The 20,920-nt window shown below is 59.5% G+C and carries 19 protein-coding genes and 1 pseudogene; 6 read left to right on the forward strand and 14 right to left on the reverse strand.

What is annotated here, in order from left to right:
* The first annotated feature begins 91 nt into the window (after positions 1-91).
* Positions 92-4,099, forward strand: a complete 4,008-nt coding sequence (locus tag DVJ77_RS15280; protein ID WP_114846390.1) for a LexA family protein — start codon at positions 92-94, stop codon at positions 4,097-4,099.
* Between the two features lie 38 nt (positions 4,100-4,137).
* Here DVJ77_RS15280 and DVJ77_RS15285 read toward each other — a convergent pair whose 3' ends face one another.
* The 9 genes from DVJ77_RS15285 to DVJ77_RS15325 all read right to left on the reverse strand — a co-directional run bounded on the left by DVJ77_RS15285 (position 4,138) and on the right by DVJ77_RS15325 (position 11,177).
* Positions 4,138-5,154 (reverse strand): DUF3800 domain-containing protein, encoded by a 1,017-nt coding sequence (locus DVJ77_RS15285; protein WP_162791510.1) that lies wholly within the window; start codon positions 5,152-5,154, stop codon positions 4,138-4,140.
* Positions 5,155-5,308: 154 nt separating this feature from the next.
* Positions 5,309-5,512 carry a type II toxin-antitoxin system VapB family antitoxin gene (locus DVJ77_RS15290; RefSeq protein ID WP_114846392.1) on the reverse strand — a complete coding sequence of 68 codons (204 nt, stop codon included), beginning with the start codon at positions 5,510-5,512 and terminating at the stop codon, positions 5,309-5,311.
* A gap of 562 nt (positions 5,513-6,074) precedes the next feature.
* Positions 6,075-7,409 carry an NAD(P)-binding domain-containing protein gene (locus DVJ77_RS15295; protein WP_225428029.1) on the reverse strand — a complete coding sequence of 445 codons (1,335 nt, stop codon included), beginning with the start codon at positions 7,407-7,409 and terminating at the stop codon, positions 6,075-6,077.
* Between the two features lie 15 nt (positions 7,410-7,424).
* A complete protein-coding gene (locus DVJ77_RS15300) occupies positions 7,425-7,958 on the reverse strand; it encodes an arsinothricin resistance N-acetyltransferase ArsN1 family A (protein ID WP_114846393.1) in 534 nt (177 codons plus the stop codon).
* A gap of 47 nt (positions 7,959-8,005) precedes the next feature.
* The gene (locus tag DVJ77_RS15305) at positions 8,006-8,476 is read right to left on the reverse strand and encodes a MarR family winged helix-turn-helix transcriptional regulator (protein WP_225428030.1); all 471 of its coding nucleotides are present in this window, start codon (positions 8,474-8,476) and stop codon (positions 8,006-8,008) included.
* Between the two features lie 151 nt (positions 8,477-8,627).
* Positions 8,628-8,987: an ArsR/SmtB family transcription factor gene (locus DVJ77_RS15310; protein WP_114846395.1), complete on the reverse strand. Its 360-nt coding sequence runs from the start codon at positions 8,985-8,987 to the stop codon at positions 8,628-8,630.
* A gap of 65 nt (positions 8,988-9,052) precedes the next feature.
* Positions 9,053-9,565 carry an arsenate reductase ArsC gene (locus DVJ77_RS15315; protein ID WP_114846396.1) on the reverse strand — a complete coding sequence of 171 codons (513 nt, stop codon included), beginning with the start codon at positions 9,563-9,565 and terminating at the stop codon, positions 9,053-9,055.
* A 14-nt stretch (positions 9,566-9,579) separates the two neighbouring features.
* Entirely contained in the window at positions 9,580-10,662 is a 1,083-nt protein-coding gene (arsB, locus tag DVJ77_RS15320; protein ID WP_114846397.1) for an ACR3 family arsenite efflux transporter, read from the reverse strand.
* Positions 10,659-11,177 (reverse strand): arsenate reductase ArsC, encoded by a 519-nt coding sequence (locus tag DVJ77_RS15325; RefSeq protein WP_114846398.1) that lies wholly within the window; start codon positions 11,175-11,177, stop codon positions 10,659-10,661. The genes arsB and DVJ77_RS15325 overlap by 4 nt, the downstream gene beginning before the upstream one ends.
* Positions 11,178-11,272: 95 nt before the next feature.
* On the opposite strand from DVJ77_RS15325, the gene arsH reads away from it, so the two are divergent.
* The 3 genes and pseudogenes from arsH to DVJ77_RS15340 all read left to right on the forward strand — a co-directional run.
* Positions 11,273-12,085 carry an arsenical resistance protein ArsH gene (arsH, locus tag DVJ77_RS15330; RefSeq protein ID WP_114846399.1) on the forward strand — a complete coding sequence of 271 codons (813 nt, stop codon included), beginning with the start codon at positions 11,273-11,275 and terminating at the stop codon, positions 12,083-12,085.
* Between the two features lie 20 nt (positions 12,086-12,105).
* Entirely contained in the window at positions 12,106-12,525 is a 420-nt protein-coding gene (arsC, locus tag DVJ77_RS15335) for an arsenate reductase (glutaredoxin) (RefSeq protein ID WP_114846558.1), read from the forward strand.
* Positions 12,526-12,675: 150 nt separating this feature from the next.
* Positions 12,676-12,978 (forward strand): annotated as a pseudogene (locus DVJ77_RS15340) (ComF family protein); the annotation flags it as partial.
* A gap of 46 nt (positions 12,979-13,024) precedes the next feature.
* Here DVJ77_RS15340 and DVJ77_RS15345 read toward each other — a convergent pair.
* Positions 13,025-13,492: a hypothetical protein gene (locus tag DVJ77_RS15345; protein WP_114846401.1), complete on the reverse strand. Its 468-nt coding sequence runs from the start codon at positions 13,490-13,492 to the stop codon at positions 13,025-13,027.
* A gap of 383 nt (positions 13,493-13,875) precedes the next feature.
* On the reverse strand, positions 13,876-14,211 hold the full coding sequence (locus tag DVJ77_RS15350) for a hypothetical protein (RefSeq protein ID WP_114846402.1): 336 nt from the start codon (positions 14,209-14,211) through the stop codon (positions 13,876-13,878).
* A gap of 262 nt (positions 14,212-14,473) precedes the next feature.
* On the opposite strand from DVJ77_RS15350, the gene DVJ77_RS15355 reads away from it, so the two are divergent.
* Positions 14,474-14,953, forward strand: coding sequence for a DUF3828 domain-containing protein (locus DVJ77_RS15355; protein ID WP_114846403.1), 480 nt, complete (start codon positions 14,474-14,476; stop codon positions 14,951-14,953).
* 52 nt (positions 14,954-15,005) lie between these two features.
* Here the strand turns inward: DVJ77_RS15355 and DVJ77_RS15360 are convergent, their stop codons facing one another.
* Positions 15,006-15,962 (reverse strand): Lnb N-terminal periplasmic domain-containing protein, encoded by a 957-nt coding sequence (locus DVJ77_RS15360; RefSeq protein WP_380038141.1) that lies wholly within the window; start codon positions 15,960-15,962, stop codon positions 15,006-15,008.
* Between the two features lie 209 nt (positions 15,963-16,171).
* Between DVJ77_RS15360 and DVJ77_RS15365 the strand changes: the two genes are divergently transcribed.
* Complete coding sequence (locus tag DVJ77_RS15365) at positions 16,172-18,061, forward strand: esterase/lipase family protein (protein ID WP_114846405.1); 1,890 nt, start codon at positions 16,172-16,174, stop codon at positions 18,059-18,061.
* A 110-nt stretch (positions 18,062-18,171) separates the two neighbouring features.
* Here DVJ77_RS15365 and DVJ77_RS15370 read toward each other — a convergent pair whose 3' ends face one another.
* Positions 18,172-19,743, reverse strand: a complete 1,572-nt coding sequence (locus DVJ77_RS15370) for a CehA/McbA family metallohydrolase (RefSeq protein ID WP_114846406.1) — start codon at positions 19,741-19,743, stop codon at positions 18,172-18,174.
* The gene (locus DVJ77_RS15375) at positions 19,740-20,870 is read right to left on the reverse strand and encodes a phosphatidylinositol-specific phospholipase C1-like protein (RefSeq protein ID WP_114846407.1); all 1,131 of its coding nucleotides are present in this window, start codon (positions 20,868-20,870) and stop codon (positions 19,740-19,742) included. Before DVJ77_RS15375 ends, DVJ77_RS15370 begins: the two co-directional genes overlap by 4 nt.
* Positions 20,871-20,920 lie beyond the last annotated feature (50 nt).

Raw genomic sequence — 20,920 nt, forward strand, 5'->3', positions numbered from 1 at the left:
AGTGTTATCCACATCCAGCATTTTTTAGTTGGCAAAGCCTCAATGGAGAGTTATGAGCATTTGTTCTCTTTGTTGAGTACATTTGTTCTCCATGAATACAGCCAGCGCCCGCCGCCGTCAGATCCTTAATTTCATCCGCTCGCGCGTGGTGACTGAAGGCCAACCACCAACCTTGGAAGAAATTGCCGCCGCTTGCGGTTTGGCATCGCGTAGCGCCGCCCAGAAACACGTAAGGGCGCTTCAGGCGAGCGGCGAACTTGAGGTCACCCCGGGCAAAGCCCGAAGCGCCCGCCCCAAGCAGCGCCGGACGAGCCCGGCTGGGGCCGCTCCATTGTTTGAAGTGTCTGTACAGGACGTAGTAAGCCTGAGTGACGGGGATCTCCGGGAGCTGGTTGCGCGCTTGTGCATTGCAGGACTCGCCGAGGTCGACCTGCCTCCTACCCCTGTCACGTGGGGTGGCGACCAGCGCGCTCCTGACGGCGGCATCGACGTGAGGGTGCAACTTCCGGCGGGCACAAAGCGGCCTGCTCGGTTTCCACGCGCTGCGATCGGATTCCAGGTTAAGGCGACAAAGATGGGGGACGGTGAAATCCGGCGGGAAATGTGCCCCAACGGCTTGCTCCGGCCCTCGATCCAAGAATTCATTCGTGCTGAGGGCTCCTACATTATCGCGACGTCGGATTCAGTCGCGGACGAGGAGTACAAAAAGCGCGTGGCCGCCATGAGGGCAGCGATTGCTTCGGAAGTCAGTCACGAGCAGGCCGAAGTGGACTACTACGATGCACGTCGACTCGCCGACTGGACGAACCAGCACCCAGGCGTTGTCGCGTGGGCGCGCACCCGACTTGGTCGGCCTCTGCAGGGCTGGCAACCGCACGGGCAATGGGCCGGCACCCGAGGTGGCAAACCACAACCTTTCGTTCCGGACGAAAAGCAGCGACTCACAGATCCGCATCAGCCTGAGCGCAAGTTCCCACTCGCCGAGGGCCTGGTCCACGTCCGACAGGTCCTGCGGACGGGTGGTAGCTCGGTCCGTCTAACGGGATTGTCCGGGGTAGGCAAGACCCGTTTCGCACAAGCGCTGTTCGAGGCCGAAGCTGCTTCTGATCCGCTTTCGGGGGAGTTGGCCGTATATACGGACACGTCGCACAGCCCAAACCCCGCCCCCTTGGCCGTGCTGGACGAACTGCTTGCCTCCAGGCGCCAAGCTATCTTGGTTGTCGATAACTGCGCATCACAGCTCCACAACCAACTCACGGCACGCTGTAGGGCTTCCAATCGGGTAAGTCTGCTCACGATTGAATATGACATTCGTGAGGACCTACCCAACGAAACGAATGTGTTTCATTTGGCAACCGGTTCTTCCGAGCTTATTGAAAAAGTCATCGAACAGCAGTTCCCCTACATTTCTCAAGTGAATGTCGCAACGATCACACGGTTCGCGGATGGCAACTCGCGCGTTGCCATCGCGTTAGCGAACACTATGGAACGAAACGATTCGCTGTCAGGACTCAACGACCGGGAGTTGTTCGAACGACTATTCTGGCTGGGCAAGGAGGTCCAGCACGAGCTCATGATCGCTGCGGAGGCGTGTGCGCTAGTTTACTCGTTCGACGGAGAGGACTTGGACGGGGAGTTGGCACAACTCGCCGCGCTAACGGAAGAATCGGTCACGGTGCTCTATCGCCGCGTGGCTGATCTCGAGCATCGTGGACTGGCCCAGCGTCGTGGAGTGTGGCGCGCGGTGTTGCCGCACGCGGTGGCGAATACTTTGGCTAGTCAGGCGTTGGACTCTATACCGTATGCGTTGATCGCTCGCCATCTCGTGCATGGACAGGAGCGTCTGCTCAAGTCCTTCTCGCGGCGTCTTGGGTACTTAGGCACGTCGAAAACGGCCATCACCATCGTGAGTAAATGGCTCTCAGCGGGCGAGCTCCTCGGCGATTTCGCTCGGCTCACGCCGCTGCTCGTTGAGGTACTCGTCAATGTGGCTCCAGTCGCCCCCGAAGGAACCCTGGAGGCCATTGAGCGCGCAATCCGGGGACCGGACGCAGCGATGGTACTGGCTCCCGATAACGCAGCGAGAACGCGCATCGTCGGACTGGTGCGCTCGATTGCGTATGAGGCCGCGCACTTCGATCGGTGCGTCGATGTACTTATGGCATTCGCACTCGTTGAAGCGCCAGACAATGGCACGAATTCAACTCGCGACGTCATCGCGTCGCTCTTTTTGCTCTACCTGTCGGGTACCCATGCATCCACAGAGCAGAGGGAGAGCTGGATCAAGGCAGCGCTCAACTCGTCCAATTCCGACGTTCAGTCGATCGGCCGCCTATGCCTATCCAAGGCGCTCGAGTGCGACCACTTCTATTCGCATTACGGGTTCGAGTTCGGCGCGCGGACACGCGATTACGGCTGGTCCCCTGGGGCGCGCGAAGCCCAAGCCTGGTTTGAGACATTCATCGCTTTGGCAGCGGATGAGGAACAACGGGACATCAATGTCGCAAATGCCACTAGTGATCTCTTAGCGCGGCATTTTCGTTCTCTCTGGACGATCGCCGGTATGGTCGATGCTCTGGAGAAGGCGGCAATTCCGTTACTTGAAGCTGGATGGGAGAAGGGCTGGCTCGCCATCCGGCAGACGATGCAGTTCGATGCCGCAGGCTTTCCCAGCGAGATCAAGGCCCGACTGCAAGACCTGGAAGAACGCGCGAAGCCTAAAACCCTCGTTGGGCGCGTCAAGGCGATCGTTCTCAATGGCTACGCCGCTGGTCTTGATTTTTCCGACGGAGAAAATACATCGATCGGATATGAGCGGGCCGAGCGCGCTGCGCGTGATCTTGGCGAACTCGTGGCTGTGGATTCTGATGTTTTTGCCACCGTGCTGCCGCTGGTCGTAAGCAACGATCAGGGGCGGCAGTGGATGTTCGGGTCAGGCCTCGCAGTCGGCGCAAAGTCGATTGACGCCTGCTGGGCGGCTCTAATCGGCGCATTTGAAGCTGCGCCCGAAGAACAGCGGAATGTGCAGGTCTTGCGAGGCTTCATGGCAGGCGTGTTCGAAAAAGATAGAGCTTCATTTGACCGACTCATGGACGCTGCGATGCATCGCGCGTCACTCGCCAAGTGGGCGCCCGTTCTCCAGCTCAGCGCCCCCCTCGATGGCGCCGGTTGCGCTCGACTTTTAGCCTCGATGGACAATCCCAATGTCCCGGCATGGGTATTCCAATACCTCAGCCTCGGGCGAGCGACCCAGGAGCTGGCCGACGGGGTCATCGCCCTGCTTCTCCAGCGGTTGAGCATCAAGCCCGATGGCATGGAGATCGCGATCGATGTGTTGTCGATGCATGTCTTCGACAACCCCGGGCCGATGGGTCCGCGAATCACCGAAGTCGCTCGCACGTTTCTTGCGAGCGTTCCGCTGAGCCGTCGCAACCAGCGTTTGGACCATGCGCTCAAGTGCCTCGTCGAGGTCTTCTTGAAAGGTGCCGAAGGCGAAGCGGCAGCCATCGAGTTGCTGGTGGCTGTACGTAAGGGCCTCGAGAGCTACACATTGTCCAAGTACGACCTTACGGAGATGCTCGCAGCCCTCTTTAAGGTTCAGCCGCGCGCAGCTCTAGAAATCCTAGTCGGTGACGAGACCGATGAGGGTGATGCACACACGCGGAGACACGCCGTTGCCGGAGGAGTCCGCTCAAGCGCTCTGGCTAGGGTTCCCCAGGACGCGCTGTTGGAATGGTGCAGAGAGGGTGGACCGAAGCGATGGGCTCATGTCGCACCTCTCTTGCCCGCATTCGCGCCGAAGACCGATGAGGGTGGGATTCAGTGGTCGGAGGCCGTACTAGCTCTCCTCAACCAGGCGCCTCAGCCAGTCGAGGTGGCTGCATCACTTGTGGATCTGATCGAACCGATGAGCTGGAGTGGATCGCGAGCCGAGGTGATTAAACAGCGCTTGCCTTTGCTGGATGAGTTGGCTTCCGTGCTTGGTCCTATACATACGGAGCAGCTAGCGACTTGGAGGAGCAAGATCAACAGAACGATCGAACGGGAGATGCGGCGCGAACTGGATGAGCATCGGGCCAGCAATGAACGCTTCGAATAGCGCTCGTCCAGACCGAGCGGTTTCTCGCGGCGAGTCAGTTATCTCGGGCGCTGAATGAATACTGCCCTTGCCACTGCATTCATCTTCTCGATGGCCGTCTTTGCTGCATCCGAGATTGGCGCTGGAGCTGAAGGGTTACCGAAGCTGATCAGGTAACTGGAGTGATCCGTGGCGTAAAGTCTCATAGTTAGACGGCCAAGATATCGCGCAGCCCTCTCCTGGTCGGAAAATTTTCCACGGAGAAGGGCGGCGACGCCGGACACGAGTAGATCGGCAATCTGTACACCAAGGCTTCTCGCGGAGTCGACGAATGCCTGGCGCTCACGATAGACACGCTGTGCATTGACCATCACCTCTGCGCGTGTCTGGCGCGGGCTCGTTGGCCGAAGCGCAGCAGCGCCCCCTCGGATGAATCGCCCGAAATCCGAATAATCGGCCCCAGCGACAAAAGGCATCGGTTTGGTTCTGGACATTTCGCCGGCCAGCCCAGCCATCAGTGGTCCATGCGCCTTCTCAAACGCAGCACCGGCGCCTCCCTTCGCATCGAAGCACCAATTCATGCACCACAACGTCTGGGGCTCGGTTTGTACGTAGTGAGCAACACCAATATTCACGGCTAGCCACGCCAGATGCATCCTACAGATGATTTCCACATATAGCTGCGGTGATAGGACTTCCATCGCTGTGGCGAGGGCTTCGGTTTCCAATTTGTCCTCCAGCCCTTTCAGACTGTCGATCGCTTCTCGGATGACGCGTACTTGCCCTGCCTGGCTTTCCGCAGCCCATTCGTTCATCCCTGCATCTGTCGCTACGGATACGAGGAATCCACCCTGAGCGCAGAGATCCTCAAGGAACCGGAAGTATTCCCTTTCACTCACGTCGTGGCGCTTTATTTCGTCCGTTGGATTGCGACCAACCGACACCTTGAGGGCATTAAGGGCATGTTCCGCTCCAACTCGATCGCGCGAGCCAACTACATAGGCGGCGACCACGCACCATGCCCCAGATTGGCTTGCCGGAGCGAACGTCCCGGATTCGTCGATAAAGATGTGCACGAGCCTTGAGTTGCTCTTTGTTGGCGGGGGGCTTTTGGCCGGGACCATATTTGTGCTCTGTCCTGCGCCATCAGGTCGACCAGCTCGGTATTGTTCTGCCGGAAGTGATCGACCCACACGCTGGTATCGACCAGCACGTTCGGAACAGACGGCATCAGCGCCCCGTTTCCTGACGGCGACGGGGCACGTCCGGCATGTCCGGCTCCTTTCCACCCAAGGCGGCCAGACGCTTGGCGGACTGCACGCGGACAAAGGTTCGGATGGCCTCGCGGAAAAGATCGGCCCGGTCCATGTCAGGGTCGGCTATCTCTAGCGCCTGCTCATACAGCGCGTCTTCAATAGTAACGGTGGTACGCATGATGAATCCTCCTATAGGCATACATCAAAGATGTATGTGGCATTACATCATTTTTAGCATCAGAACAAGTCAGGGATGCGCAGCATCTACTCAACTATGGCAAACCCAAGCCTGTCGCTTGGCGCACACCTCTGCCCTCTTGGCAGCCTATGCCCCGGATCCCCAAATGGTTCGTTGCGAACAACGATTTGACCCGCGACAGGGTTAACGTCCGAATGGAAGGCCAGTGACACGGTTAAGTGCTCCAGCGAGCCCCGATGACACGGTTAAGGTTCCTAGCAACAAGGTTAGGTACTTCCGACAATAGCAAAGAGCCCCAGGGAGAACGCGCCGGCCACGGCCGCACGCGACAACCCCAGGTCATGCTCCATCGGGATCAGGAATACGGAGAAGCTGTAGTGCAGGACACCCCACAGGACGCAATGGGATAACCCCAGTAACCAGACGGCGCGGCGCACCTTAGCGGAGATGAGCTTAGCGGCAACAGGATGACGGCTTGACCGTCGGTGAGGCGACGACCGAATTGCCACAATCGCTGCCGGCTTCGCCCGCTGCTTTGTAGTCAGCGTCCTTCCCGCAACATGCCTCCACTCCCGCCGGCGCCCGGTCCGCTACAACACGAGGTGGTGGCAACGGCTTCGGCAGCATCTTCTTCCGCAAACTGCGTGATGCATACGCCGGTCTCGGGTAGCACCAGTTCTATGCGGCGGGCCGCCGCCCAGTCGCCGGCGATTGCGGCCACGACGGAGCGCGCCTGTTCATAGCCCGTCAGCAGCAGGAACGTGGGCGCTCGGCCGTAGCTCTTCATGCCGACGATATAGACGTTGGCGTCCGGATGCTTGAGCTCTTCCGCACCGTGCGGACGCACGCTGCCGCAGCTATGCATATTGGGATCGATCAAGGGCGCTAGGGCCGTCGGCGCCTGTGTACCAAGGTCGAGGGCCATGCGCAGCTCCGACAGCACGCCCACGTCAGGGCGAAACCCAGTGGCCCCCACGATTTCATCGACAGGCGAAAGTACTTTGCCCTCACCGTGCGCCACGATGCCCGTGGTCGTCTGCTCCAGACGTTCAAGATGGAATCCGGTGGTGACGGTGAGTACGCCTTCCTTCACCAAGCGACCGATGGTCAAGCCCAGACGGCCACGCTCCTTCAACTGATCCTGTTCGCCGCCGCCGAGAACGCGTTGCAACGACGGTCGACGAATGGCCCACTGAATCTGTGTGCCGGGAGCCTGGGCCGCCAATCGTGCGAGATCACTCAGTGCGTTGAAGGCCGAGTGACCGCTGCCGACGACCAGTACACGTTTGCCTGCATAGCGCTCGCGTTGAGCACCCAGGACATGCGGCATGCCGTAGAAGATGTGTTCCCGCAGACCTTGCTCGCCTAACGCGGGAATTCCGGAACCCCCAAGGGGGTTGGGCGTCTCCATGGTCCCGGAGGCATCGATGACTGCTTGAGCCAGAACCTCGTGCTCACCCGTGCTATCCGTATAGCGAACGATGAAGGGCACATCATTGCGTTGCGTGTCTTTCATGCGATCGCGTCGTTGCTTGGTCACCGCCGTGACCCGAGTCCCTGTCCGGAGATGAGGCTGAATCTCAGGCAGATCGGCTAACGGTTGCAGATACCGCTCGACCACTTCGCCGCCGGTCGGAAAGCTCGCCAGATCGGGCGACAACCAATGGTGCTTCTTAAGCAGTGCCAGCGCCGCTTTGTCGAGCGCGTACTCCCAGGGCGAAAACATGCGCACATGTGCCCACTGGCGAATGCCTGCGCCCACGTCGGTCCCCGCTTCAAGGACCAGAGGCGTCAATCCACGGCCCAGCAGATGAGCGGCAGCGGCTAGACCGACCGGGCCGGCACCCATGACAACGACAGGCAAGGACGAATTCATGAGGGCCTCCTCGGATTAGAGCGCGGCACCGGCGGCGTTGTCCGCCAGGGCAAGGTTTTCGGGGATGAGGTGCTCGACGATCACGACATCGAGCCAACGGCCTTCCAGCTGGCCGTGCTTTTCATAGACGCCGACCTCGCGAAAACCACAGGCACGACAGAGGGCGCGACTCGCCGTGTTGAAGAGAAATATGCGTGAGAGGAGCTTCCAATAGCCCTCGGCCCGAGCGGTATCGATCAGCGCGCGCAACAGCAGGCGCCCAACGCCGCGCCCTCGGGCATCCGGTGCCAGATAGACCGAGAACTCACCAATCCCGGCGTAGCAATCTCGTGGACGGTAGTCGCTCAGGCCAGCCCAGCCGATGACTGTCCCCGAGGGATCGACTGCGACCAGCAGTGGATAGCGCGATGCATCGGCAATGCGCATTTGCATGTCTTCCAAGCGTCGCGGCACGGTCTCGAAGGTGGCCGAGCGTTCGGCGATGCCATGGTTGTAGATCGTCGTGATGGCCGAGGCATCGTCGGCGGCAGCGGAGCGAATCTGGGTCATACATCCTCCATACTGTTGTTAGTAACAACTATTTGAACGAAAAAATATCAACTGCTGGACTTACCTTGGTCGGCGTTGGCGCCACAGACCACGGCACAGCTACCTACGCTGACACCTGACATGAAGCGGGCCTGTGCCGCTTTGGCCAAGCGCCGAAGAATTTCTGTCGCGCCGGCGCGCACATCCGGTTCGAGATCGCGCAGTAGGTCGACTTGCTGGGCGATCAATTCGGCATTGATCCGGTCGTACAACGCTCGTCCCGACGCAGTCACCTGCAGAGACACCGCGCGCGCATCAACGGGGTCGGGACTGCGCTTCACATACCCCTTGCGCACCAACGCGTCGACAACCCGCGTCGTCGTGCTCTTGTCCAGCCGCAATGTTTCCGCCAGTGTCTGGCTGCGACATGGTCCTTGCTCGACAAGGGCTTCCAGCGCATAGCACTGGGTGACGGAAATGTCATAGCAGCAAATCTTGTCGCGATCCCGAAATTGGTAGATCCGCACAAGATCGGACACCGCCGCATTCAACATCTCAGCATCGCGCTGAAGGGTGGATGACGGGGATGGAGACTTGGCTCGTGAACGTGGCATAGGGATGCAATTAGGTTGCTAGTAACAACTATATGGATAAGCAGATGCCAGTCAAGTGCATCTTCAATGGCACGGCTTACGCCGTGCGCTTCCGAGGCCGTACGGCGTTGGCCGCGGACTTGGCCGTAGACGACGGTGCGCAAGATTGGCCGGTCGCGCTACAGCAATTCTCGGTGAGATAACCCACTAACTCGCTCATGACCTCAATGATCGGCGAGTAATAGATGAATCGGCCATCCTGTCGGCTGGTAATCAGCCCCGCATGGACGAGCTCCTTCAGATGGAACGAGAGTGTGGCGTTGGCCAAGCCCAATCGTTCGGCGATGACGCTCGCTGCCAAGCCATCGGGCGCATGCTCCACAAGCAAGCGGTACACCGCCAATCGCGACTCTTGGGCGAGCGCGGACAGGACGATGATGGCTTGTTTGGTCTGCATAGGAGGAATCGGCGATTTCGGTTGAGAACACGCTCAGTGTAAGAGGATTGCTATGCCCTTGGCGGTTAGGATTGGCCAGGTGTCATGGCGGTCTGCCCTATGACGGCTAGCCGACTCGATAGTGCTAGGCGGTCGAGGGCCTCGATGCGCAGGTTCATCAACAAACCGATGCGTTGCTGCAGCATGTTGCGCGCGAGAAGAAATGCCTTGTACGTCGTCTCGGTGTTACCCACCCCTTTGGCAGGATCCGGGATGCTCCAGTGCGCGGTGATGGGCGCCCCCGGCCAGGCGGGGCAAACCTCACCGGCCACCTGATCGCACACGGTGATCACAAAATCCATCACAGGAGCCTCAGGATGGGTGAATTCTTCCCAGCCTTTGCTCCGCAGTGTTTCGGTGGGTAGATCAACTGCCCGGAGGACTTCCAACGTTTGCGGATAGATGAAGCCCTTCGGCTGACTGCCAGCGCTATAGCCGTGGAACTGGCCTTTGCCAAAGTGATTGGTGATCACCTCAGCCAGAATGCTGCGTGCCGAGTTTCCCGTGCAAACAAACAAGACGTTGTAGTGACCCCGCATGGCACTCTCCTCGCTCAGGCTGTGCGTGCTTCGTACCAGTGCTTACTGACGGTGACGATACGCACCACCGAGAGCATCACCGGGACCTCGATCAAGACTCCCACCACCGTGGCCAGGGCAGCACCCGAATGCACGCCGAACAAGCCAACGGCCGTAGCCACGGCTAACTCGAAGAAATTGCTTGCCCCGATCAGTGCTGAGGGTGCCGCGACACAGTGCGGCACACCGAGCTTCCGATTGAGCAGATAAGCCAAACCCGAGTTGAAATAGACCTGGATCAAGATCGGCACAGCAAGCATCGCGATGACCAGCGGCTGGGTCAGGATCTGCTGTCCCTGAAAGCCGAACAGCAGCACCAAGGTCAGTAGCAAGGCACCCAACGAGATAGGTCCCAGGCGACTCAGTAAACGCTGGAGTGCATCCTTGCCGCCATGGGCCAACACCGCCCGGCGCAGAATCACGCTGATCAACACGGGCACCACGATATAGAGCACTACCGAGAGGATCAGTGTGTTCCATGGCACCGTGATCGCCGAGATACCCAGTAACAACCCGACGATCGGCGCGAAGGCGACCACCATAATGGCGTCGTTCACGGCGACTTGGCTTAGGGTGAAGTTGGGTTCCCCTCCGCACAGATTGCTCCATACGAACACCATCGCCGTGCACGGTGCAGCGGCTAAAAGAATCAGGCCTGCCACATAGGAATCGAGCTGGTCCGCTGGTAACCAGGCAGCAAACACATGGCGAATGAAGATCCAAGCCAGCAAGGCCATGGAGAATGGCTTGACCGCCCAGTTAATGAAGAGTGTGACGCCGATACCTTTCCACTGGCGGCGTACGCCGGCCATCGCGCCGAAGTCGATCTTCAGCAGCATCGGAATGATCATGAGCCAGATCAGCACGGCTACCGGTAGGTTGACCTGCGCCACCTGCATTTGGCCTAAGGCTTCAAACGATTCGGGCAGGAGGTGACCGAGGAGCGTTCCTGCCACGATGCAGAGCAACACCCATACGGTGAGATAACGTTCGAAGAAGCCGATTCGCGCCGGCGTAGGTTTGTCGGCAGCGATGACTTCCAGCTCAATCTGGCTCATGCCACATCCTCACTGTCGTCGTCATCCGAAATCGCGCCGATGCCATCAAGCGCCCACTTCAATGCCTCTGGCGTCATCGTCTCGACAGGCAACTGCAGCAGCGCCATCAAGCGATAGGTAATCAATGCGTGTGCGTGTTGGAACGCTGCACTGATCGCGATGGGGTTGCCCTTCACCGCGGCCGGGTCGTGCAACCCCCAATGCGTGCGCACAAAGTTGCCAAAGAGCACTGGGCATGGCTCGTTCGCCGCGCTGTCGCATACCGTGATCACCATATCGAGTGGAGGTGCGCCTTCGCCCACAAATTGATCCCACGACTTGCTCGACAGGTTCTCGCAGGAGATGCCAGCACTGGCCAGCTCATCCAGCGCATAGGGATTGACCCGGCCTGTGGGCTGGCTGCCAGCGCTGAACGCCTCAAACCGTCCCTTTCCGAGATGATTGAGGGTGGCTTCCGACAGGATGCTTCGGGCGGAGTTGCCGGTGCAGATGAAGAGAACGCGACAGGGATGCATAACGCCTTGGATCCGAGGTGGCTGGGGTGGCTACAATTCTATATTTCCATAATGATAGAATCATTGCATCAACGCAACCAGATCGGACTTTCGCCATGACGCTGCATGATTTGCCCCACATTACGGCCGACGTGCTCGACAAACCCAGCCTGGACAAGCTGGCTCTGCCTGAAGGGGCCAGTCATCCACCACGGATCTTGATTCTGTACGGATCGCTCCGTCCCCAGTCCTTCAGTCGAAAGTTGGCTTTGGAGGCCGAACGGATTCTTCGGCAGTTCGGTGCGGAGACTCGCGTGTTCGATCCTCACGATCTACCCATCCTCGATAGCGTACCCGTGAGCCACCCCAAGGTGCAGGAGCTGCGCGAACTCTCCCTGTGGTCGGAGGGTCAGGTTTGGGTAAGCCCGGAGCGTCACGGTTCGGTGACAGGCGTTTTCAAGAATCAGATCGACTGGCTGCCGCTGGAAGACGGCAGCGTGCGGCCCACCCAGGGACGTACGCTGGCTGTCATGCAGGTCTGTGGCGGATCGCAGTCATTCAATGTCGTCAATGCGCTGCGTGTGCTCGGCCGCTGGATGCGCATGGTGACCATCCCGAACCAGTCGTCCGTCGCCAAGGCATGGCAAGAGTTCGACGACAACGGTCGGATGAAGCCATCAGCGTTCTACGATCGTGTTGTCGATGTCATGGAGGAGTTATTCAAATTCACACTGATGGTGCGCGATCGCAGTGATTACTTGGTCGATCGTTACAGCGAGCGCAAGGGGGCGGCTGAGGCGCGTGCGCTATCCGCTGCGGCCAGCGTGGTGGAGGCTGCGGTAGAACAGGTGCCTGCTCCCCAGGAAGCCGAGCAAGTCATGACCACGCCAGCGACGATGCGCAGCTGCTGCGCGAGTGGAGCCTGCTGATCATGAGCATATCGACAACCATGAACGCTACGATCTATCACAACCCCGATTGCGGTACGTCACGCAACACATTGGCCCTCATCCGCCATGCTGGGATTGAGCCGACCGTGATCGAATACCTCAAGGCACCGCCAAGCCGAGAACAGTTGGTTGGCCTTATCACCGAAGCGGGATTGACGCCCCGCGAAGTGTTGCGTGAGAAAGGGACGCCCTTCGCCGACTTGGGCCTTGGCGAGGCGAGCGTTACACAAGAGGCCATGATCGATGCCATGTTGGAGCATCCGATATTGATCAATCGGCCGTTCGTGGTGACACCGCTCGGCACTCGACTGTGTCGCCCTTCCGAGGTCGTACTGGATATCCTTCCGCCGTTGACCAGGCCATTCGTCAAAGAAGACGGCGAAGTAGTCATCGACAACGATGGTCACCGTCTGCGATAAGTGATGCATCCACGATCAGCAGTCCTGAATTTCACTCGCGAGATGAACAAAAGATAAGTGTAGAGTGACATAGCACTATGAGTGGTATGCCACTTCGCGGAGCGCCATTCACCTATGTCGCATAGCAAATTGGTTGCACTTATCGGGCCTTTGGAATTGGCCAAACCGCTGGCCCGAGCCTGGAACATAGCGCTGCGCCATGACGTACTGCAGCGTCAACGCGCGACCAACGCACAAACCGAACTCGATGCCGCTGCGCGCAGACGCAATGTGCGTGATGCATTCGTTGTACGCGAAGGGGCGGCATTACCTGCGCACGTGGTTGTGCTCGATGACGTGATGACTACCGGTGCTACGTTGGCCGAGTGTGCGCGCATATTGAAGCGGGCTGGCGCGGTGCGGGTCGACGTATGGGTTCTGGCGCGTGCGCCACGACGTTTCTTTGGCCATTGATTCATGCGACCTGCTTTTCCGGCTGGCCGGCCCATGCTTCGGTCAATCAGTAATAACGCGGAACGCAGGACTCGGCTTTTTCACGCAGATCTCCAAGCGCCGAAAGTAGGCAGTTCATCACTCTGACTTCAAAGCGCAGCGATACAAACTCATTGACCCAGTATTCGAAGACCGTGCCCATGATCTCGACGGTCACCATCTTGTGGGCGTCCTGACTCCAGGAGAAAGAGGTCTGTACCTGTCGAACGACGGACTCATCACCTTTCATGGGCTCATAGGTGCAGGCGATGGTCACTTTAAGCAGTTCGTTGCTGTCGTCGGATGGCCAGCGAATGTCGAGATAGTGCCCTTTGAATACCTGCCGTAGTTCGCTTGCGATCAAGCTGGTGCTGGCGCGGCGCACCCATGTGCTGAACATGCTCCGGCAGGCCTTCTTTTCAGCTTGCAGGCGGGCTAGCGCTGCATGATGTTCCTTCAGGCCGGCTTCGAGCTCTTCCCTAATCCCTTGATCCACTCCGCTTCTCCGTGTCGTGCTGCAAACCATGCCTGATCGTCCTGTCACGGCGTGGCTTGTACGTGCTGCGCCATGGAATGTGCCCTTAAGGCGGTTGAAAAAGGCCGTTTCCGATGCGGGATATTTGGAAGTCCTGCGACTTCGAAGCAACGGTGCCACGGCGTGGATTTCGCAAACGCCTGCATAAGCGTAGACAAACGGCAAAGACCAAGAGCATCCCGTAAATAAGCGTCATGGCCGCAACCAGCGGCACGCGCGATCCGGCTGAGTGCGCCCATTGATGCGCCGCTCTGATCGTATGAAAGCAAACAAGTTGGCGCTATGAGAAAACTCTGAAAGTTGCACATGATCCGCGCACACGCTTTTAACGATTTCGGCCTGGATCACGCCTGGTAGTTCGCATTGATGAACCAAAAAAACAGTGCCAGGCAAGCGATGACGATCAGGGTGGCGATAAATCCGTAGAGCCCCCGCAAACGCCCATACTTTCGAAACACGAAACCGATCAGCACAGGGGCCGCGATCGCCAGTGGAAGCCGAAACCATAGAATGATTTCATCGAGAGTGCTGCGTGGTCCCTCCAGAGGTACGTGCAGCAAGTCCAGCAGCATCGGATAGAACAAGAGCGGCACGAGGAGGGCGCCGACCGCAGCCAGGAAACCCTCGAAGGCGGAGCTGCGGTCGGTTGCCTTGAGCGCGGGTGGGGATGAGTCGTTCATAGGGAGACAGGCCTTGTTCGTCGTCAGGTCTTGGGTGCTTACATTTACGTCGTTCGCGCAGATGTCGACCGGCTATCATTCGCGTCTTCACATTGTGCAACGCCTTGCTTATCACGTGGCGCTGCCGCCCAACCTCGTACGTTTTCATCTCGGTGATTCAATGAAACGCTTGCGTAGCGTTTGAAACGGGCAAGCCCTGTCAGGCCACTCGTCAGTACCTAGTTGTCGAATGCTTACCTACCTATCGATGGAGTGATTTCAAATGAAGCAGCAACGGCTCGAGATTTTCGGTGCATGGCTCTTCGTGGCAAGCATGATGTTTTGTCACGGCGCTACGGCACAAGATGTAGAGAAAACAGACGCATCCGCTGAGAATTTCTTACGGCGGGTGTATGCAACCTACAAGACAGGTTCGGAACCCCCGGAGCTGAGTTCCATCGCCACCCCCGCATTGCGTGATTTGCTCCATCAAGAACAGGTGGCCTTGGATGGTGAGATGGGGGTCCTTGATGCTGACCCGTTGTGCAACTGTCAGGATTTCGACATAAAAGTACAAAGCATCCACTTCGATCATGTGAGCGACGCACATGCTTCGGCCGTCGTGACATTCACCAATTTCGGCAAGGCCAGCAAGCCGGTCGAACTGGAGCTGGCCAAGGTCAAGGGTGTTTGGCGCATCGACGACGTCGCGGGGCTGCAAGGCGAGCTCAAGAAAGAACTCAAGTCACTCAAGAAGCACTGAGGCCTGTCTGCGCCCGGCCAGGCGGGTCGGCATCGATGGTCTGCAACCGCGATCAATCCATGCCGGCCCGGATAGCTTTTGAGAAGTCATCGCCTGGGGCCGTATGCCTCGCCCGATCCGTGATCCGCCCACGCCGGCGCAGTTCCTCGATGGAAACGCGGTTATCCAAGGCACCCACTTCTTGCAGATAGCCGGGCAGGTAGCCGGTCAGCAGCAGGCGGATGTCGCGTGGCAGGCCCGGACTGATCTGCTTGGCCATGCGGTAGACGATCGTCGTGCAGTTCGATGTGATGGTGTTGTAGAACGCCGGCTTGTCGACCAGCTCGTTGGCGGCGTGCACATACGATAGAAACAGTGCGCGCATGGTCGGCTTGTCCATTCGCAACGGGTAAAGATAATCGTCCTCGTCGCGGACATTAGTGCGGACGCGGATGATGTCGCGTTCATCGGCAGCGATCAGGATCGTCTCGAACTGTTTGAAGAAGCCGCCTATCTCCGAGAACTGCTCGTTGCGCTTCTTGCGGATCTCCACGGAGAAGACCACACGGCTGCCGTCGTCGAAGCCGAAAGAGATCATGGCGTGCGCGATGGCCGGACTCCCCCAATAAGAGAGCACGGTATCGGCCGACGTCAGCCGGTCGAGATCGTAGCGGCGGGTTTCCCAATGCGCGTCGTAGTCGTCGTCTGCGCGCCAGGTGAAGTTGCGCACATTGCTAAGCGTGACCTCGCTGCCCGATACCTTGCCGCTGAGCAGGTGGGAGACGTCATCGGACCAGACCCGGTCATTGGATGGCGCAATGCTCATCCACCAGCACAGCAGGATCACATAAGCCGCCGCATAGACCGCCAGCGCAAGCCAGCTCCGCCGTGTGACGGCGATGACGGCAAGGGCGATCACCGCGATGACCCAAGCTACGCTGCCCGCCGTTCGCATGAGCGTGCCGCCCGGTAGCTGATACCAAAGCGCGAGCGTGCCCCATACCCCGGAGCAGAAAGTGATGAGCGCCATCAAGCCGATAGCCGTGGCCCTGCCGATCGAGCGGTACTTTTGCTTCATGTCGTTGCCACTCTGTTTAAAAGGTAACGGGCGTCCACGATAGCGGCAGTCTTCAACAGGATGATTCGCCGCTTGATGGTTCCGCGTGGCTACAATTGCCCGACTGCCAATGGCCCCATCCCCAATTGTCTCAGCGCCGGAATGAGTGGACCTTATCGCCCATGAAACAGGGTACGCAAACCTGGATAGCGCGATACATCGTTCTGGCGATGCTGCTATGCCTCAATGCATGCGCAATCGTGGACGTAAGCCACGTCAAGACGCACGAGTACGTCAACGGGCGTCGCAACGACGTGATCGCCACCGGCCGGTCGAGCGATTGGACCGTACAGTCGCTTAATGTCGTAGCCCTGACTGCCGATAGCTGCGGCAAAGCGTTTCCGGCCTGTGTGGAAACCCTGGCGCATTCGCCCGGTCTCGATGACGAGCAGCGCCTATCCGCGCTTGCCGAGCTGTGGCTGGGGCAGGCGATCAAGAGTGAGCGCGCCGACCGCGACGCCATCATGGACGATCAGACATTCGATGCGTATCTGAAGGCTGCGCGTTATGCCTATGCCTATATTTTCCTCACCAAGCGCCAACCTGCCGAACGGGTTTTTGAGTTTCGGCAAGAGCAGGTGATCGGTTTCTACAATTTGTCTGTGCAGCGCACCTTGGCACGGCTCTTCGTGGAGCTGCCCAAGCTAGATCCGCAATGGATGCAAACGTCGTTGGCCGGCTGGACCATCTTGCGCCCGCAGAGCGATGTTGAACGGGCCGGCCTTGCCGGTGTTCCCACCGAGCTTATTCCCGCCTCGTCCTTGCGTTTCAAGGGGTTGCGCAATGTCTATCGGCGTGACGGCTTTGGCTCGGAGTTCGTTACCGTTACACCGCCAGCAGCCCCTGCGGACGACGTGCCGTGGCGCGAGCCTGAGTGCGCGTCCATCACCGGAGCCTTGGTTTTCGATGGCGCGACGCTGGATGAGGTGCTCGAATCCAAGCATGTCCAGTTGCTGGCCAGAGACCCGTATCGCGACGAGACGATCAGCGTCGGTGCGCGCACAGTTCCGCTGGCCGCGAATTTCACCGCGGCCTATGGCGTTTTCATGGCCCGATCCGGTTTCGCCAGCCAGTCGATCCGCTCGTTGTTTGGCCGGGAAGGCGGCCTGAAGAAACCGCGCATCTTGCTGATGCAGCCCTATGATCCCGATCGCCTGACCGTCGTCATGCTGCATGGACTGGCGAGCAGCCCCGAGGCGTGGATCAACGTATCGAACGAAGTCATGGGCGATGAAAACCTGCGCCGGAATTACCAGGTGTGGGAGGTTTATTACCCCACCAACGCGCCTATTGCGGTGAATCTCGCGGGTATTCGCAAGGCGCTGGACGCGACGTTTAAACACTTCGACCCATCCGGGCAGGCGCGGGCATCGAATCATGTCGTGCTGGTCGGGCATAGCATGGGCGGCGTGATCGCCCGCTTGCTGGTGTCCTCCAGCGGCGACCGGCTATGGAGCGTCGTTCCCGAGCGAGCGAATCTGTCACCGGCGAAGCAGGCCCGCTTGCGGGAACATCTTGCGCGCTACCTCCAATTCACCCCGATGCCCGAGGTAAGCCGGGCCATCTTTCTAGCCTCGCCGCATCGCGGTACGCCGGTGGCACAGCAACGCCTCGCCCGCTGGATCGGCAACTTGATCCGCTTGCCCGCCAATGTGCTGAAGGAGGTCGCCAGCCTTTCCGATCTGTTGAAAGACGATTCGACCAAGGGCAGCTTGATCCGTGTGCCCAACAGCGTCGACAACTTAAGCGATACCGATCCGTTCATCATGGCCGCGGCGGATCTGCCGATTTCCGCGGCGGTGCGTTATCACACGATTGTCGGCGTCTATAAATCGACCGGGCCGCTGTCGTCCTCCAGCGATGGCGTGGTTCCTTACAGCAGCGCGCATTTGGACGGAGCCGACTCCGAGCTGGCGATACCGTCATGGCACAGCGTGCAGGAAACCCCGGCGGCGATTCTGGAATTGCGCCGAATCCTGCGGCTTCACATTGCCACCGCAAGATCCCCGTGAATACACCTCCCCCTGCTTGCAGGGGGAGGCTGGGAGGGGGGGCCATCTTGTCGCAAGCCCGCACCCCTCCCCAACCCTCCCCTGCAAGCAGGGGAGGGGGCAATAACGGCTCAGAAAGAGTTTGCGGCGGCGGTCAGATAAATCGGATTGCCGATCAATAGCGGTCTGCTTGATGCATCACGTACTTCCGCACGCAACCAATGCGGCTTGCCATCGGCGGTCCAGTCAAAGCGGATGCGTTGATCCATCTCCTTGATCGCGCTGTCGCGCACCGATGTCAGCGGCTTGCCATCGAGCCATACGGTCAAGGTCGCACCGATGACATGGGCGACATGCGCTTCAAACGTCACCGTTGCGCCGGCAGGGGCCGACAAGGCGTCACCCATCGACGCCTGTTGTCGATCACGATGCGCGGTGAGTTCCAGCAGGCGATCCTTGCTGCCTTCGACATCGACAAAGACATGGCCGGCCCGGATGCCGTCGAGAATCGCCGGCATCGATAACTCGTTGGCGTGCACAACCGTCGTGGGCAGATAGCTCGTCATGGCGCTGTTTTTGGGGTCGTTCTGAAATGCATTGTGGCTGTCGCTGCCGCCAATGCCGGTGAGTCGGTAGCCCTTTGCGAGCTGCTGCTCCCAGAACGGCACACCAGAGAATGGGGTGCCGGCATCGATGCCGTTGACGATTTCGATGGCCTGCACCAGCGCCATGTCTACCGCTGGTTTAGCCGTCCATCCACAACCCATGCAAGCTTCGCCGCTGGGGCGGATCGCATGGTTGATCGAGATCAGGCCGTGCAAGGGTGCGATGGCGCGTAACAAGCTGTTCCAATCGGGCACGCCGGGGCTGCCGACGCGAAAATCCACCGGCGCGGTGGTGCCAAACAGATTGGCGTGGCCGGTGAAGCTGGTGACCTCGCGGCCAGGTATCAGCAGCAAACGGTCGAAATAGGGTTGCAACTCGCGCATCGCATTGGCGTGCGAGGTGGTGTTGTGCTCGGTGATCGCAATAAAGTCGAGGCCACGCTGCACCGCACCCTGTACGGTAAGAAAGAGCGGGCAAGGAACGCGCTCGCCGCCTTGGCTATTGCAGCTACCGTCGCTGTGCGCGGTATGCATGTGCAAATCGCCGCGATACCAACCCGCCTCTTTGCGCAGCGGGGGATTCAGTAAGGCCGGCTCCCACGCCGCATCGTTCGCACGGCCAAACCATAAGCTGGCGGTGTAGCTGGCATGACTGTCTTTGCGAATGTTCGGAATGCCTAACAATAGGGTCCAGCGTCCTGGACGAATCGGGCCCGGCAGATACGACGGCGTGGCGTCGGTGGCCGACACCGTGAATAGTCGCTTGCTGCCGCCACTCCAGCCGCGAAAGCCATCTTGGCCGCCGAAGCCTTGGGGCTTGGCGCCGTCGGGCCCGAGCAGGCCGAGATCCACCGTGGTGTGCTGATCGCGGCCGCTGTAATCGAATTGCACCGTGATACGCGTCGTTCCCGCCGGTACGTCGAACGGCAGGTTGCGATAGGTTTGATTATCCTTGCCGCTCAGCTCCCCGCGCAGTACGAGATCAGGCGAGGTGCGGTCGACATGCACATCGGCCGCCCGAGTGTCGGTGAGCATGCTCAATAGCAGCACCAGGCCAGCCAGCAGGTTCGTCAGCCAGTAGTAATGACGCTGATTCATGGTGAGGCTTCTTTGGACAAAGGAATGCAGGCGGGTGCGCGCAATGGGTTACAGCGGGCAACCAGGGCATGTGGCAGTTGCACCTGGTAGTCGCTGAAGCGCGGCTCGGCTTGCATGTAATCGGTGGAGACGTATTGCGCACCGCTGGCGAAGGCGGCTTCGCTGCGGTGCATATCATTGCGGCGCGATTCGATGGTGTTGGCATCGGCGCGAGTGCGTACAAGAAACCCGGCGGCTACCGCGTGCTTGATACGGGCGCCTTCGGCAAACGGGTCGTTCAAGGTGAGGTAGGCGGCGGCAGGGGAATGCTCATCGGTGTTGATAAACATCAGCCGGCCTTCCAGCGAATGGCGCGCCCCCCGATATAACGCCACCTTGCGTGCATCTTCATCGAGTACGAAAAATAGCTTGCCGCGCGCATCGCCCAGCATCGGCCAATGCTGGGCCAGCACCGCATCGCGCAGCGTGGGTAAGCGACCCTGCACATCATCCGGGGCGATCAGCTCGCGGCGATCGAAAACCTTCAACACCTCGGCGTCGAGCGCGTCAAAGGCATGCTCGCTGAAACGCAGCGGTGCGACCGCATGCGGGCCGCTGGGATCGTCCTTGGCATTGAGCAGCAACATGATCGGGACATGCCGTGGATGCGCCCGCGACCAGTCGCGAATGATGGTGAGACAAGCCACAAAAGTCTGACAACTGCTACGGAAATCGATATCGGCCAGATGCATCACCTTGAAACCTGGCTGCAGCATCTGCGCCGCGGCCGGCGCCGGCCAAGGCGATGTCGCATAGCCTTTACGCAGCGCGCCGGGCGGATGCGCATATCGGCCACCCTTGGGGTCGTAATAAACATCCAGCTCGATCGTGCGCGCACCGAGGTCGAGTTGCTCGGCCAAGGGGCGATGGCCGTAATCGATACTGTCAGCGCCCTGTGGATCACGCACACGATGCGCGGCCAGCTCGGCCGGCGGCATCGGGAGCTTATAACTGTTATGCGTGCCGACCATCTGCAAGTCGTTGAGATGCAGTTGGCGATCCAGCACCGCGAGGTCGCAACCGGGGCTGGCGGTTTCCAGGTCGCAGGCATGGGCCAGCGGCACCACGGCAAGTGCGATACATGCCATAAGCGCTCGGAGCGACCGCCATCGCTCCGAGCATGAGGCATCCAGGTGAC

It is taken from the genome of Dyella tabacisoli (assembly GCF_003350925.1).
GTDB lineage: Bacteria > Pseudomonadota > Gammaproteobacteria > Xanthomonadales > Rhodanobacteraceae > Dyella_C > Dyella_C tabacisoli.